Origin of the sequence: uncultured Nitrosomonas sp., assembly GCF_902826915.1 — a bacterium.
Taxonomy (GTDB): Bacteria; Pseudomonadota; Gammaproteobacteria; order Burkholderiales; family Nitrosomonadaceae; genus Nitrosomonas.
The window spans coordinates 16,939-32,620 of sequence record NZ_CADEGP010000028.1; the positions used below are offsets into that span (position 1 = coordinate 16,939).

12 protein-coding genes and 1 pseudogene are annotated in these 15,682 nt (G+C 43.8%); 10 read left to right on the forward strand and 3 right to left on the reverse strand.

Annotation, left to right across the window (positions count from 1 at the left end):
- The first annotated feature begins 37 nt into the window (after positions 1 to 37).
- Positions 38 to 280 carry an FmdB family zinc ribbon protein gene (locus QZV86_RS06735; RefSeq protein WP_295625279.1) on the forward strand — a complete coding sequence of 81 codons (243 nt, stop codon included), beginning with the start codon at positions 38 to 40 and terminating at the stop codon, positions 278 to 280.
- A gap of 144 nt (positions 281 to 424) precedes the next feature.
- Here the strand turns inward: QZV86_RS06735 and QZV86_RS06740 are convergent, their stop codons facing one another.
- Positions 425 to 1,324, reverse strand: coding sequence for a LysR family transcriptional regulator (locus QZV86_RS06740; protein WP_295625282.1), 900 nt, complete (start codon positions 1,322 to 1,324; stop codon positions 425 to 427).
- Between the two features lie 101 nt (positions 1,325 to 1,425).
- Between QZV86_RS06740 and metE the strand changes: the two genes are divergently transcribed.
- The 9 genes and pseudogenes from metE (at position 1,426) to QZV86_RS06785 (ending at position 14,395) form a co-directional block, all read left to right on the forward strand.
- Positions 1,426 to 3,726 carry a 5-methyltetrahydropteroyltriglutamate--homocysteine S-methyltransferase gene (gene metE / locus QZV86_RS06745; protein WP_295625310.1) on the forward strand — a complete coding sequence of 767 codons (2,301 nt, stop codon included), beginning with the start codon at positions 1,426 to 1,428 and terminating at the stop codon, positions 3,724 to 3,726.
- A 70-nt stretch (positions 3,727 to 3,796) separates the two neighbouring features.
- On the forward strand, positions 3,797 to 4,540 hold the full coding sequence (locus tag QZV86_RS06750) for a CADD family putative folate metabolism protein (protein ID WP_295625285.1): 744 nt from the start codon (positions 3,797 to 3,799) through the stop codon (positions 4,538 to 4,540).
- 412 nt (positions 4,541 to 4,952) lie between these two features.
- Entirely contained in the window at positions 4,953 to 6,179 is a 1,227-nt protein-coding gene (locus QZV86_RS06755) for a pyridoxal phosphate-dependent aminotransferase (RefSeq protein ID WP_295625288.1), read from the forward strand.
- Between the two features lie 84 nt (positions 6,180 to 6,263).
- Positions 6,264 to 7,577: a homoserine dehydrogenase gene (locus QZV86_RS06760; protein ID WP_295625290.1), complete on the forward strand. Its 1,314-nt coding sequence runs from the start codon at positions 6,264 to 6,266 to the stop codon at positions 7,575 to 7,577.
- A 76-nt stretch (positions 7,578 to 7,653) separates the two neighbouring features.
- Positions 7,654 to 9,072, forward strand: a complete 1,419-nt coding sequence (gene thrC, locus QZV86_RS06765; protein WP_295625293.1) for a threonine synthase — start codon at positions 7,654 to 7,656, stop codon at positions 9,070 to 9,072.
- Between the two features lie 404 nt (positions 9,073 to 9,476).
- Positions 9,477 to 10,526, forward strand: a complete 1,050-nt coding sequence (locus QZV86_RS06770) for an aminopeptidase (protein WP_295625295.1) — start codon at positions 9,477 to 9,479, stop codon at positions 10,524 to 10,526.
- 41 nt (positions 10,527 to 10,567) lie between these two features.
- Positions 10,568 to 11,926, forward strand: a complete 1,359-nt coding sequence (gene chrA, locus QZV86_RS06775; protein WP_295625298.1) for a chromate efflux transporter — start codon at positions 10,568 to 10,570, stop codon at positions 11,924 to 11,926.
- Between the two features lie 185 nt (positions 11,927 to 12,111).
- Positions 12,112 to 12,405: pseudogene (locus QZV86_RS06780) on the forward strand (IS3 family transposase); the annotation flags it as partial.
- 40 nt (positions 12,406 to 12,445) lie between these two features.
- Complete coding sequence (locus QZV86_RS06785; protein WP_295625301.1) at positions 12,446 to 14,395, forward strand: acyltransferase family protein; 1,950 nt, start codon at positions 12,446 to 12,448, stop codon at positions 14,393 to 14,395.
- A 135-nt stretch (positions 14,396 to 14,530) separates the two neighbouring features.
- Here QZV86_RS06785 and rluB read toward each other — a convergent pair whose 3' ends face one another.
- Both rluB and QZV86_RS06795 read right to left on the reverse strand, forming a co-directional pair.
- The gene (rluB, locus tag QZV86_RS06790; protein ID WP_295625304.1) at positions 14,531 to 15,382 is read right to left on the reverse strand and encodes a 23S rRNA pseudouridine(2605) synthase RluB; all 852 of its coding nucleotides are present in this window, start codon (positions 15,380 to 15,382) and stop codon (positions 14,531 to 14,533) included.
- Positions 15,383 to 15,565: 183 nt separating this feature from the next.
- Positions 15,566 to 15,682, reverse strand: a 117-nt coding sequence (locus QZV86_RS06795; RefSeq protein ID WP_295625313.1) for an IS3 family transposase, incomplete at its 5' end; no start/stop codon positions are given.

Genomic DNA, 15,682 nt, shown 5'->3' on the forward strand with positions numbered 1-15,682 from the left:
TCTTGAGAAACGTTTTGTTAATGGATAATGATTCTAAATGCCAACTTATGATTATTTGTGCACACGGTGCGAGTTACAATTCGAAATACGCCACTCAATCAATGCGTCCAACCCAAATTGCTTAGCTTGTGGGAGTGCTACAGAAAAAATTATTCTTTCTGCTCCTGCAATGCGCGGCAACATGGCACGTGGGCGTGATCTGGCAATGCGCTCGCTGCAGCCGAAAACCGATCAGGTAAATCATGTGCATGGACCTGGATGTGGATGTAGGAATCATTAGCATTTTTAAGCGCATAAGTAAAGCTTTATTCATGTTGTGGGGTGGAGCGTGATGTCACTCTGGTAATGGCTACTGTTCAATGCAGTGAAACCAATCCTGCAAGTGCTCCAATTGAATTATTTGTTTGTCGGGAATATCTTGAAGTTATGTCGTAGAATCTTCTGCTATTTTTTGTCCAACCGCGATAAATTGTTGAATATAGGGAATGGCCTTGTCAGGCTCTCGCATTGCTAGTAATAATTTCTGATAGAGTCCTTTTTTACCAATGCGAATTTTTCTGAGTTTGAGATCTTTGCTTTTAATATCGATGAGCCATTCGGGCAAGACACAAACTCCGCGTTTAAGCACTGTCATTTGTAACATGATTTCTAAGGACTCTATTTGTTTTAGCTTGGCTGGTTCAAGGTGTACGGGTGTCATAAAATGCGTCAGAATATCCAATCTTTCCGGTGATACTGGGAAAGTTAGCAAGGTTTCCTTACTCAAAAGCTCGGGTGTTAGATATTTTATGTCTGCCAATGGGTGATTGGCAGCCACTAGCAATACCAATTGATATTCAGCCAAAATTTCATAAACGATATTTTCTTTTTTGACCATATCGGGTGTGATCAAAACATCAATATGATGATTGAGTAAGCCTTCCAATCCGGTAAATTGGAATTTTTGTACGATATCGATATCCATCTCAGGCATTTTTCGCATGAACTGCCCAATCATCCCCGTGAGCCATTCAAAGCAAGGGTAGCATTCCACGCCGATACGTAAAATTCCTTGCCGGCCTTCGCTGTAGGCTCCAAGTGTTTTTTCCGCTTGGGACAAAACCGGCAACACTTGATTGGCTACTTCCAGCAGGAGTTTTCCCGCTTGAGTCAAGCGCAAGTTGCGGCCTTCACGCTCCCACAATGTAACGCTTAGTTTTTTTTCCAGGTAGCTAATCTGATGTGATAAGGCAGGTTGGCTTAAACAGAGCGCATTGGCGGCTTCGGTAAGCGTGCCATTGATATGAAGCGCTTGGATAATCTTAAGGTGGCTGTGTTCGATCATTTATGAGAAAACCTAATTGATAGATTAAAATTTATCATTATTATTTATTAATCCTTATTCGTACAATAACTCAATCAATATTTATGAGTGGTGATGAAATTATGGTGACAACACACAATCTTGGGTTCCCGCGTATTGGTAGAAACCGGGAATTAAAATTTGCCTTAGAAAAATACTGGAAAGGTGACATTTCTGAGCAAGCTTTATCAGACACCGCAACAGACCTTCGCATCCAGCATTGGCAGGATCAATCCATGCTCGATTGGATTCCGGTGGGTGATTTTTCATTATACGATCATGTGCTGGATATGAGTTTTATGCTGGGCAATATTCCGCAGCGGGTCAGTTCATTTTCTGCCAGTAGTCCGATAGACAATTATTTTCGTGTGGCGAGAGGCCGTTCAGCACACGATATCGCTGCTCATTCATGTGTTAATGCGGGTGAAATGACAAAATGGTTTGATACCAATTATCACTATATCGTACCTGAATTTAACCGGAATACACGATTTGCGTTGAATGCCGACCACTTACTCGAACAAATCCAGCAAGCTCAGAAAATCCATCAGCACATTAAACCCGTCATTCTCGGGCCGGCCACTTATTTATGGCTGGGAAAATCCAAGGACGGCAGCGATAAGCTTGATCGATTGGACGATTTACTCGGCGTCTATGCGCAATTGTTCGATCAACTCAAGCATGCGGGTATTCACTGGGTGCAAATCGACGAGCCGATTTTGGTCATGGAGTTGACGCAAGAGTGGAAATATGCGGTGCGAAATACTTATTATCAATTACAAGCTGCGCCTGTCAATCTGATGTTGACAACGTATTTTGGGCAATTGCAAGACAATCTGCAGCTTGCTTGCGAGCTGCCGGTCCAGGGATTGCATCTGGATGCTGTCACGGCTTATGACGAAATTGACAAGGTCATTGACTGGCTGCCCGGGCATAAGATACTTTCGCTGGGTATTGTCAACGGGCGTAACATTTGGAAGGCCGATTTAACTGAGATACTCAATTGGTTGGAGCCGGTGCATGCACGCCTGCAAGAGCGGCTTTGGCTTGCGCCTTCCTGTTCTTTGCTACATGTGCCGGTTGACCTGGGTAGCGAGCAGAAACTCGACGCAGATATCCGGTCGTGGCTGGCATTCGCCACACAGAAATTAAATGAAATCGAAGTGCTGGCAAATGCTTTGAATCATGGCAGAGAAAGCGTTGCTGAGATTCTGCTGGAAAATAGCGCGTCAGTTTCTAACCGTAAGCAATCCAAACGTGTACATCACGAGAATACGAAAGCGCGTGTACGTGAAATCAATGAGGCGATGGGTATACGTCAATCGTCTTATAATCAGCGATCAGTCGTGCAACGCAAGCAGTTCCAATTGCCGTTGTTTCCTACCACAACGATTGGTTCTTTCCCGCAGACGTTGGAAATCAGGCAGAAACGCCGTGATTTTCGTGCAGGTAAACTGCTGGAAACGGATTATCGGAAAGCGATGCGAGAAGAAATTGAATTTTGTGTGCGTGAACAGGAAGCATTGGGGCTGGATGTTTTGGTACATGGTGAGCCGGAGCGTAACGATATGGTGGAGTATTTCGGCGAGCAACTCGCCGGATTTGCTTTTACTCAATTTGGCTGGGTGCAGTCTTATGGATCACGTTGTGTCAAGCCACCGATTATTTATGGCGATGTTTCACATTCGCATGCAATGACTACAGAATGGATTCAATATGCTCAATCGCTTACCTGTAAGCCGATGAAAGGAATGCTTACAGGCCCGGTGACGATGCTAAATTGGTCATTTGTGCGTGACGATCAGTCCCGCGCACAAACATGTATGCAGTTGGCGCTTGCGATACGCGATGAAGTTCTGGCTTTGGAACAAGCGGGTATTAAAATTATTCAGATTGATGAAGCTGCAATGAGAGAAGGTCTGCCGCTCAGAAGATCGCAATGGAATGGCTATCTGGACTGGGCTATTCGTGCATTCCGTATCACCGCAAACGGTGTAAAAGATGAAACACAAATTCATACGCATATGTGTTATTCGGAATTCAATGACATTATGGCGGCGATAGCACGCATGGATGCTGATGTCATCACGATCGAGACATCGCGCTCGGATATGGAGTTGCTGGATGCCTTTGATCAGTTTCGATATCCGAACGAAATCGGCCCAGGAGTGTATGATATCCACTCGCCCAATATACCTTCTGTTGATTCCATTATTGAATTAATGGAGAAAGCTGTGCAACGAATACCAGTTGAACGCTTGTGGGTGAATCCGGATTGCGGGCTAAAAACGCGCACTTGGGAAGAAGTAAAACCGGCATTGCACAATATGATTGCTGCCAGTCGGTATTTAGCCCGCAATTTAAGCACAGAGCAGATCAGCTAAATTTGACTTGCCGGTGTTATTTAGCGATGATATGCAACACTTTATCCATCACGGTTTAAAAGGAGTAATCATGACGACCAATACCATATTCAAGCAAAAAATCACTGCCATTATCGGCGAAAAACATCTGCTCAAACATCCGTTCTATATTGCCTGGACCGAAGGAAAATTGACGAAGGAGCAATTACGCCATTACGCCGAACAATATTTCTATAATGTACTGGCTGAACCCACGTACCTAAGTGCAGTACATTTCAATACGCCACATATGCATTCGGAATCAAATAGCGGTGATATTAGCGTGCGCCAGGAAGTATTGAAAAATCTGATTGATGAAGAACATGGCGAAAAAAATCATCCAGCTTTATGGAAAAATTTTGCTTTTGCATTGGGTGCAAATGACAAGAGTTTAGCTAATGCATCCGCATTGCCGACTACCGAAAAGCTTGTTTCCACATTCCGGGATATTTGCTTAAATCGGCCTTTCTATGCAGGGCTTGCAGCGTTACACGCGTTTGAATCACAAGTACCCGACATTGCTGCGGTCAAAATTGATGGATTGGCTAAGTTTTATGGTATGAAGAATCCTGAGGATTATGAATTCTTCTCAGTTCATCAAAAGGCCGATGTTTATCATTCTCAAGCTGAATGGGCAATCATCGAGCGATTTGCCGATAACCCAGAAAAACAAGCAGAAGTGTTAGCTGCAACCCAAGAAGCTTGCGATGCACTATGGGGTTTCCTGGATGGAATCCATGAGACCTATTGTGCTAATCTGATGTGTGAGCAAAAAGAAGCAGCAGCCTTACATTAAGCATACGAAAGTTTGCTTCAATCTCTTGTGACAAGCTCAGTGTGAATGCTAATTCCGTGATTATGTTTCTACTGGGCTTGTCATAGTCGATTATTACCGCGCCTATTGTCGATAATCATTGTCCTCCATACCTTGGATTAAGGCTGTTAGCATAATTTGAGTGCTGTAACAATAAGCTAATCTTTCGGGATGACCGAAAGATTAGCTTATTCGTTGGTACTTTTAAGGCGACTGTCAATTCCAACCACCAGCTAGGTCAGTGATTTTTGATGATCTGCTTTAGTTTTCTGCCAAAAGTTTGCCGGATCGCGGCATGTTTAGCGTATATAATGCTACGTTTGACTCATTTGAATAATTTTTGCATGTCTAAACGGGGATTGTCATTTGATCCTCGCAAAACATTTTCATTACTATGCGCCCAATTCTAAAATCCAGAAAATTAATGAATGTTTGTTATGACATTCGTGGACCGGTGCTTGAACGCGCCCGTCAAATGGAGGAAGAAGGTCATCACATTATCAAACTGAATATTGGTAACCCAGCGACATTTGGTTTTGATGTACCCGAGGAAATTCTGCAGGATGTGATCCGTAATTTATCGGAGGCTTCCGGTTATTGCGACTCTAAAGGATTGTTTGCTGCGCGTAAGGCGATTATGCATTACACGCAAGAAAAGCAGATTAAAAATGTGCAGTTGGATGATATTTTTATTGGCAATGGCGTATCTGAACTGGTTGTTTTGACGATGCAGGCATTACTGGATAATGGTGATGAAGTGTTGATTCCAATGCCGGATTATCCATTGTGGACTGCTGCAGTTGTGCTTTCAGGTGGAACGGCCAAACATTATTTGTGCGATGAAGAGTCGGGCTGGTTGCCAAATCTGGATGATATTCGCGCCAAAATTACACCCAAGACACGCGCGATTGTTATTATCAACCCCAATAATCCCACCGGCGCACTCTATCCGAATGAATTATTGCTCGAGATCATCGAAATTGCCCGGCAGCATCAGTTGATCATTTATGCGGATGAGATCTACGACAAGATATTGTATGAACAAGCAACGCATACCTCGATTGCGTCACTGGCGGAGGATGTTTTGTTTGTGACGTTCAACGGTTTATCCAAAAATTACCGTGCGGCTGGTTTCCGTTCCGGTTGGGTGGTGGTCTCGGGCGAAAAAGGTCATGCTCGAGATTACATTGCGGGATTGAATATGCTCGCATCCATGCGATTGTGCGCGAATGTGCCGTCGCAATTTGGGATTCAAACCGCATTGGGGGGTTATCAAAGTATTTATGACCTAACTTTGCCCACAGGCCGATTGATGCGCCAACGCGACGTGGCGTGGAAATTGTTGACTGACATTCCCGGCGTAACTTGTTTTAAGCCACAATCGGCGTTGTATTTGTTTCCGCGCCTTGATCCCGAGATTTATCCGATTGAAGATGATCAAAAATTTGCATTGGAACTTTTGCTCGAAGAGAAAGTTTTAATAGTGCAGGGCACTGGGTTTAATTGGATGAAGCCGGATCATTTTCGCGTGGTATTTTTGCCCAATGCGGATGATTTGACTGAGGCTTGCGGTCGCATTGCGCATTTTTTGCAGCATTACCGCAAGCGTCATGGTACTTAATCATCAAGTGCTTTGACTTTATTTCTCGTCAGCTGACCCCTATAATTACGCATCAATCTAATTGTTTATTTTTTATTTGAATTTATGAAACCCATTCACATTGGTTTATTAGGCATTGGCACTGTTGGTGGTGGCACATACACTGTTCTCAAACGTAACCAGGAAGAGATCGCGCGCCGTGCGGGCCGGAAAATTATCGTCAAGATGATAGCTGACAAAGATCTGGATAAAGCCCGGAATTTGGCAGATTCTGGAGTCATCGTAACTGCCGATGCGCATGAAATTACTAAAAATCCTGATATTGATATCGTGGTAGAACTGATCGGTGGCCAGACTATTGCCAAGGATCTGATTCTGGAAGCAATCGCCAATGGTAAGCATGTGGTAACGGCCAATAAGGCTTTGCTGGCGAATCACGGCACCGAAATTTTTGCTGCTGCGCGAGCCAAAGGCGTAATTGTCGCTTTTGAGGCTGCGGTGGCGGGTGGTATCCCGATCATTAAAGCGCTGCGCGAAGGATTGACGGCCAATCGCATTACCTGGATAGCCGGGATCATCAATGGCACAGCAAATTTTATTTTGTCGGAAATGCGCGAAAAGGGATTGTCGTTCGAGCAAGTTCTGGCACAGGCGCAAAAGCTTGGTTATGCTGAAGCTGACCCTACCTATGACATTGAAGGCATTGATGCTGCGCACAAAATCACTTTGATGTCGGCGATTGCATTTGGCATACCGGTACAATTCAGCAAAGTATATACCGAAGGAATTACTAAGCTGACCGGCGAGGATATCCGCTATGCCGAAGAGCTCGGTTATCGGATCAAACTGCTGGGGATTACCAAACGTGTGGCAAAAGGCATTGAACTGCGTGTGCATCCCACATTAATTCCAATGCGGCGTTTAATTGCTAACGTCGAAGGCGTGATGAATGCGGTTGTCGTCAACGGTGATGCGGTTGGTGCGACGCTTTACTATGGTGCTGGAGCGGGTGCTGAACCAACTGCCAGTTCAGTAATTGCGGATTTGGTCGATGTGACGCGGATGCAAACCGCTGATCCAATGCATCGCGTTCCAACCTTATCATTCCAGCCGGATTCATTGTCCGATACACCGATTATTCCAATGGAAGAAGTCGAAACTTCGTATTATCTGCGTTTGCAAGTGATCGATAAACCGGGCGTGATGGCTGAAATTACACGCATTGTGGCAGAAAATAATATTTCTATCAGCGCCATGATCCAGAAGGAAGCCAGCAACGATTCCGACAAAGTTGGCATTATCATGTTGACGCATTTGACGGCTGAAAAGAATATCAATGCAGCAATCGCTCTTATTGAATCGTTACCCGTGGTGACGAGCAAGGTGATCCGTGTTCGCATCGAAGAATTAAACAATTAAAGCTGTGGATACCGATTATCGTTGCGTTTTGTAAGTAGGACACAACACGGTCACTTAAAACTAACTAAAATCAAGCATGCAATATATTTCTACCCGCGGTGGAATGCCACCCAAATCTTTTTCTGAAATTCTTTTGAGCGGTTTGTCTCCGGATGGTGGATTGGCGATGCCGGCAGCCTATCCCAAAATCACAGCGGCGCAATTGGAAGTCTGGAGAAGTTTGAGTTACCCGGCGCTTGCATTCGAAATTCTGTCACGCTTTATTGACGATATTCCAGCTGACGATCTGCGCAACTTGATCAATCAAACCTATACTGCCGAGGCTTTTGGCAATGCCGATATCACGCCGCTAAAAACCTTGGAGCCTGGCTTGCATATATTGGGGTTATCCAATGGCCCGACTCTGGCGTTCAAGGACATCGCAATGCAGTTGCTCGGTAATTTGTTTCAATATCAATTGGACAAAACCGGCGACGAATTAAATATTCTTGGTGCGACTTCAGGTGATACCGGCTCCAGCGCCGAATACGCCATGCGTGGTAAGCACGGAATTCGAGTTTTTATGTTGTCCCCGCAGGGAAAAATGAGCCGTTTCCAAACCGCGCAAATGTTTTCACTGCAAGATAAGAATATCTTCAATATCGCAATTCGTGGTGTGTTCGATGATTGTCAGGATATCGTTAAGGCTGTCAGTAACGATCATGCCTTCAAACAAGCGCACCGCATCGGTACAGTCAATTCGATCAATTGGGCACGCATTGTGGCGCAAGTCGTCTATTACTTCAAAGGCTATTTTGCCGCAACTAAAAATAATGACGAACAGGTTTCGTTTGCCGTGCCATCCGGCAATTTTGGTAATATCTGCGCCGGGCATGTTGCGCGTATGATGGGCCTCCCTATTAAGCATTTGATTCTGGCAACTAATGAAAACGATGTGCTTGATGAATTTTTCCGAACCGGTGTGTACCGTCCGCGTACCACCACGGAAACCCAACATACCAGTAGCCCTTCGATGGATATATCCAAAGCCTCCAATTTCGAGCGTTTCATTTTTGACCTGACTGGCAGAAATGCAGAGCAGGTGGCTGAATTATGGTCAGCCGTTGACAAAGGTAATGCCTTTGATCTATCAACCACGCCATTATTTGCAGCAATCAAGGATTACGGTTTTGTATCCGGCAATAGCAACCATGCCGCGCGGATCGCAACCATTCGAGATATCTATCAGCGCTATCATGTATTGATCGATACGCACACTGCGGATGGCCTGAAAGTAGGGCAAGCACATCAAGAATCGGGCGTGCCACTCATTTGCCTGGAAACCGCATTGCCAGCTAAATTTTCTGAGAGCATCGCAGAAGCCGTTGGCCGTGAACCGGAACGCCCGGCCGGTTTCGAGAATTTAGAGAATCTTCCGCAGCGGTATGTGGTTAAAGATGTCGATGCACAAGCGATTAAGGATTATATTGAAGAGCAATGTAAGCTATCTGCGTAGACGTTCTTACTCTGGAAAGGAATAATGTAAAGAGTTATTCACAATCTATACTCGCTTTGGAATTTGCCTTATACGGAATTGGCGAAGCTACAACCACTGTAGCTTTTGATGATGTAGATCATACCGCAAACCCAATGTTTTTTACTATCATTGGTGACTTGACTGGTTACTCCGTTGCGCCGAGTTCACTCCACGATTAGTTCTACAAAACTGTTAAACTACATGGTGCTATCAATAACATGGCGCTGTATGAAAAATTAACAACTTTTTTCTTTCACTTGTACACAACAAGAATAGTTCTCACGTTTTAAGTTATCAAAGTTAACCTCTATTTCTGAGAGACTATTACTTCTTCGACTAAAGTGATATTACGAATTTCATATACCTTAAAGATTTTTATCGCTGTGACCCAGCTTGGTTGGCTCAGTGCTTGCGCCAATCTTTCTTATTATGCGCAAGCTGTCGATGGGCATTTTAATGTGATACACCGTGCGCAGCCGATCAGCACAGTGATTGCAAATCCGGATATCGATCCAAAATTAAAAGATTCATTGACTATGGTTATGCAGTTGCGTGAATTTGCAAGTCAAGAGCTGAAATTGCCAGATAATTTGAGCTATACTCGTTATGCAGATTTAGAGCGTCCTTTTGTGGTGTGGAATGTGTTTGCTTCTCCTGAACTTTCGCTTAAACTCAAGGAATGGTGCTTTGTACAGATTGGTTGCGTCAATTATCGTGGTTTTTTCTCGCAGGCAAAAGCTGAGCGCTATGCAGAAGAACTCCGGCAGAAAGGCTACGATGTTCATGTCGGTGGGATACGTGCCTATTCCACGCTGGGTTGGTTTAGTGACCCGGTGCTGAATACTTTTATTGGTTACTCCGAAGCGAATCTTGCCCGGCTGATTTTTCATGAATTGGCGCATCAAATTGTTTATGTGTCAGGTGACACTGCGTTTAATGAGTCTTTTGCCACCGCAGTCGAGCATGAAGGTGTTAGGCGATGGTTTGAAAAAAACGGCACAGCATTCGAACAAACGGCATTAAGCGCTCAACAAGAAAGGGAAACGATTTTTACCAGTTTGATATTCAAGCACCGAAAAAGACTGCAAGAGCTTTTTCATTCGAATATCAGCGACTCCGAGAAACGCGTCAGTAAAGTACGTATTTTTAATGAGCTCCGCAATGAATTCTTGCACTTGAAAGCCGAGAAGAGCGAATTTGGCAGTTATGATCGTTGGTTTGGACAAACTTTGAATAATGCATTATTGGCTACTGTTTCTATTTATACCCAGTTGTTACCGGCATTTCAGGGAATACTCAAACAACATGACCAAGATATGCAGCGGTTTTTCGATGCAGTGATAAAGATCAGTAAGTTGCCGAAGCATGAACGGAATTCAGTCCTGCAACAAGCGGTCGAAGATAATCAGCAATGGAATGTCGTCGAAAGATAACTTTCAACTCGCCACTAAAAAATCCATAGAGTGACAAATACATGTCAGAAACAACGCATCAAGATAAAGACCGGCCTAATCCGGTATCTTTCATGGAAGCTTTTATTTACTGGCTGAAACTTGGTTTCGTCAGTTTTGGCGGGCCAGCGGGGCAGATTAGCATGATGCATCAGGAATTAGTCGAAAGACGACGCTGGATTTCCGAGCAGCGTTTTCTTCATGCACTCAATTATACGATGGTGCTGCCGGGCCCGGAAGCTCAGCAACTGGCGACGTATATTGGCTGGTTGATGCATGGTACCTGGGGAGGCATAGTGGCGGGTATGCTTTTTGTGCTGCCTTCTTTTTTTATTCTGGTGGCTTTAACTTGGATTTATCTGATTTATAGTGAGGTGCCTGCGATTGCAGGTATTTTATACGGTATAAAACCCGCGGTAACAGCTATTGTGCTCTTTGCAGCTTATCGTATTGGTTCTCGGGCTCTGCAGAACAACCTGTTGCGCGCTATTTCGGTTGCAGCATTCATTGCTATCTTTGTATTTAATTTACCCTTTCCGTACATTGTGTTGATGGCGGGTTTGATCGGCTATATCGGTTCTCATTATGCACCGGATAAATTTCGTACCGGTAGTCATCATGTAAAAGCAAAAGATAGTTACGGTCCCGCTTTAATTGATGATAATACGCCGATTCCAGAGCATGCCCGCTTTCAGTGGAGTCGGTTTGCTACATTTGCCATCATCGGGCTGTTAATTTGGAGTGGTGTAATGATTATGCTTGCCATGCAGTATGGCTGGGCTGGCACGCTGACGCAAATGGGCTGGTTTTTCACCAAAGCGGCGTTAATGACATTTGGCGGGGCCTATGCCGTTCTACCGTATGTGTATCAAGGTGGGGTAGAGCAGTACATGTGGTTAAATGCAGTGCAAATGATCGATGGCTTGGCGTTGGGTGAAACTACGCCGGGGCCGTTGATTATGATTGTTGCTTTTGTCGGTTTTGTGGGTGGTTGGAGCAAAGCGATTTTTGGTCCGGACATACTTTTTCTAGCTGGTGTTGCCGGGGCCAGTATTGCTACCTTATTTACATTCTTGCCATCTTTTCTTTTTATTTTGTTGGGAGGGCCCGCTGTTGAAGCTACCCGGCATGACATTAAATTTACTGCGCCATTAACTGGAATTACCGCTGCTGTAGTCGGAGTCATTGTTAATTTGGCAGTTTTCTTTGCCTACCACGTGTTGTGGCCAGATGGCTTTGATGCTGCATTTGAATGGTTTTCCGCTTTGATTGGAATTGCTGCTTATATCGCTTTGTTCAAATATAAAGCAGGGATTGTAACGGTCATCAGTTTTTGTGCTGCTGCTGGATTTAGTTATATTGTACTGTTAGGTTATTCCTAGTGTATCCGCATGGGTGAAGCGCGTTAGTTTTGTGATGCGTTGAGGATGGCTATTTGGCAGTGCCAGCTACAAGCTGGCCCGATTGTGCATTCGGATAGTAAGAATACGTGCACCAGATTTCAATAATAGATTGACTCATTTATTGAAAGAGTATTTATTTGAGTTCTTGTGCCGTAAGGATTCTCGGATCACAATATGCCAGTAGAGAATACCGGAGACTACTAAAAATCCATGATTTTATTGGTAGCATGAGCCGTACCGGCGACTGTTCCGATAATGCTGTAGCAGAAAGTTTTTTCGGCAGCCTTAAACAGGAACGAGTCCAGTGGCGACACTACCAAACTCGCTATGCAGCACAGCAAGATGCATTACAGTATATTTCTATGTTTTATAACAGTCATCGACTGCATTCATACTTGGGATACAAAAGCCTAAATCAATATGAGGCAGAAACAGAAAAATTGGAGAAAGTCGCTTAACTGGATTGTCCAGAATTAGCCGATCACGTCACATCACCCTATGGCATCTCTGCAATCTCGCTTATCACACACAAAATATCGCCCCGATATCGATGGCCTAAGAGCAATAGCTGTTCTTTCAGTCGTCACGTTCCATGCATTCCCAAACTGGGTCAAGGGCGGATTCGTAGGAGTTGATATTTTTTTTGTTATCTCTGGATTCTTAATTTCAACAATTATTTTTGAAAACTTAGAGAAAGAGTCATTCAGCCTTACTGAGTTTTATGCGCGACGCATTAAGCGTATCTTTCCAGCACTTTTATTAGTGTTGATTTCAAGTTATATTTTTGGTTGGTTTGCGCTGCTAGATGGCGAATACAAGCAGCTAGGTAAGCATATTGCTGCTGGTGCCGGGTTTTTGTCTAATTTTGTCTTGTGGAATGAAGCGGGTTACTTTGACAACTCCGCTGAAATGAAGCCATTGCTCCATCTCTGGAGCTTGGGTATCGAGGAGCAATTCTACATAATTTGGCCGCTGTTGCTGTGGTTTGCATGGTGCAGGAACTACAATCTTTTTGTGATTATATTTGTTTCTGCTGCAATTTCATTTTATCTCAATATAGAAGGTATCCAAAAAGATGTTGTGGCTACGTTTTATTCACCACAGACACGTTTCTGGGAATTGTTGTGTGGTAGTTTGTTGGCATGGATAGCTGTTTATAAAAATGATGTCCTTGCTAAGGTTAAAATAAAAATTGATGGCTTGCTCGTTGCTTTCAGTAAGCAATCATTCGAAGCTGATGGTCAAATGTTATCGAATATTCTCTCTCTATTGGGCTTTGCGGCATTGGCATTTAGCATTTTTTACATCAACAAAGATTTCAGTTTTCCTGGTAAGTGGGCATTAGCTCCCGTGCTTGGTGCTGTGCTTATTATTTCTGCTGGGCCTCATGCATGGTTTAATCGCTCAATTCTATCTAATCATGTGGCGGTATGGTTTGGTTTAATAAGCTACCCATTGTATTTGTGGCATTGGCCACTACTATCGTTTACGCGAATTATTGAAGGTGAGGTTCCAAGTGGTAGTGCTCGTATTGCAGTTGTTGTTTTCTCTATTGTGCTTGCTTGGATAACGTATAAGTTTGTTGAGCAACCTATTCGTTTAGGTAAGTTCAGTAAAACTAAGATACCTTCGTTATTAGTGCTCATGTCAGTGGTTGGATTTATTGGTTTCAACACTTATAGCAGAGATGGGTTGGATTTCAGGCATAAATCTAATCTGGTTATGGATGAACAAGCCATTAACGACGAGCGTGCCAAGTATTGGGCTGGCGGATTACAGGAAAATTTTGATTCTGCTCCCATAAAGGTTATTGTATATGGTGATAGTCAAGGGTTTGATATTTATAAATCCTTGAAAATGGACGATCGAATTGGAATAAAAATATTCCAGAAAAGTCATGAGTGTACATCTTTTAATCTTCCGAAGAATGGCTTGGAAGCAAAAGCTAAGGTTTGTCAAGATGCATTCGCTAGACTGATAGCCTCGCCCGAGATACTGAAAGCCGATGTTTTAATCTATTCTTTCTATTGGAATAAAGATTCCGAACCATTGAACGCACTTGAAAATTACAGAGATGCTCTGAGCCAAATAAAAGCTTTGAATCCAACCCTTAAGGTCGTTTTCTTTGGCCCAAAACCACTGCTAGGTAAAACTTGGATTTCTATTAACAGCATAACAAATAATCATAAATCTATTATCGGTATGAATGATTACCTAAATAGAATAAGATGGATAAGGGATGACACCGACTACGTTAAGCTCATGTCTGAGGCACTATGTGTTTTCTACATTGATGTTAACGAAGTTTTTTGCTTGGATGGCTGCCAGTTTTATGTGGATATGCAGTTTGCTTATTTTGATCAAAACCATTGGACTGAGTTTGGCGCTAAGCTATTTTTAGATAAGCTTATCCGTTTACAAAAATTCAAAGAAATTTTTTTGGAGTAAATAAAGAACCTTGCCGCAAGCAGCGGGGTTCTTTATTTGGAAGCTCAAATCATCGAGAGCCACATTTTTATAGATACTCATTTTCCCCGGCAGCTTGCCTGGAATAATTGTTGTTCGATACTTTTTCAAGGGCGATTATTTAATCAAATTCAACAATCGCCGAGCTTCTTTTTCATCTAACTCCAACCATTGTCCGCGCTTGATCCTGGGCGGCAGATTGATTGGACCGAAACGCACACGCATTAGGCGGCTTACCGTCAATCCTATGGCTTCAAACATGCGCCGCACTTCGCGATTCTTGCCTTCTTTCAGGATTACGCGATACCAGTGATTAGCCCCTTCTCCACCTTGATCAGCCAGATAGGTGAACGCCGCCTCACCGTCTTCTAGCATTACGCCGGTGGTCAGTTGTTTCATTTGCTCCTCGGTGAGTTCGCCCAGTATTCGCACTGCATATTCTCGCTCCATTTCAAAGCGCGGATGCATCATGCGATTGGCTAATGCGCCATCGTTGGTGAAAATGAGTAGACCACTGGTATTGAAATCCAGGCGACCAATAGCGATCCATTTGGAAGATCGTAAATACGGCAGTTTGTCGAAAACGGAAGGGCGGTCCTGCGGATCATTACGGCTGACAATTTCACCTTCCGGTTTGTGATAGAGCAGCACTTTAGGTAGTTCTTCTTCCACATGAACGCGGATTGTGCGCCTACCGATACGAATCACGTCGCCCGGGCCGGCACGATCTCCGATTACAGCTGTTTGACTGTTTAGTTTGACTTGTCCGGAAGCAATCAGTGTTTCCATTTCTCGCCGGGAGCCTAGTCCCTTCTGTGCCAGTAGTTTTTGTAGCTTGAAAGTGGTTGCCGGTGTATTGGAATCGGGTGCTACCGGTATACTGGAAGGAACGGGAGATCGTTCTGTCGCTTCATTGTTTACGATAGATGTTTTTTTCTTGGCTGGCCTGATTGGCCTGTTTGCTTTCATGAGTGTCTAAATCCGGAAAATGTGCTGACTAATAATCGATCATTTGATGCAACGTACAATGATGGATTTTAAACTATCCAGAGCGCAAGCATGCACTATCCATCATTATTCATGCAATGAGACCTTTGCAAGACTCAATGAATTTCCAAGTGATGTGTGCTGTCAAAAATGGAGTCCATCGGTTTAAGCAACAAGCAAATTTGCATAGTATCGCTGCGTAAATTGTGCTGGTGACAAATAGCCCAGCCTTTTCTGTCTTCTCTGCCGGTTATAGAATATTTCTATATATTCGGTAATCTC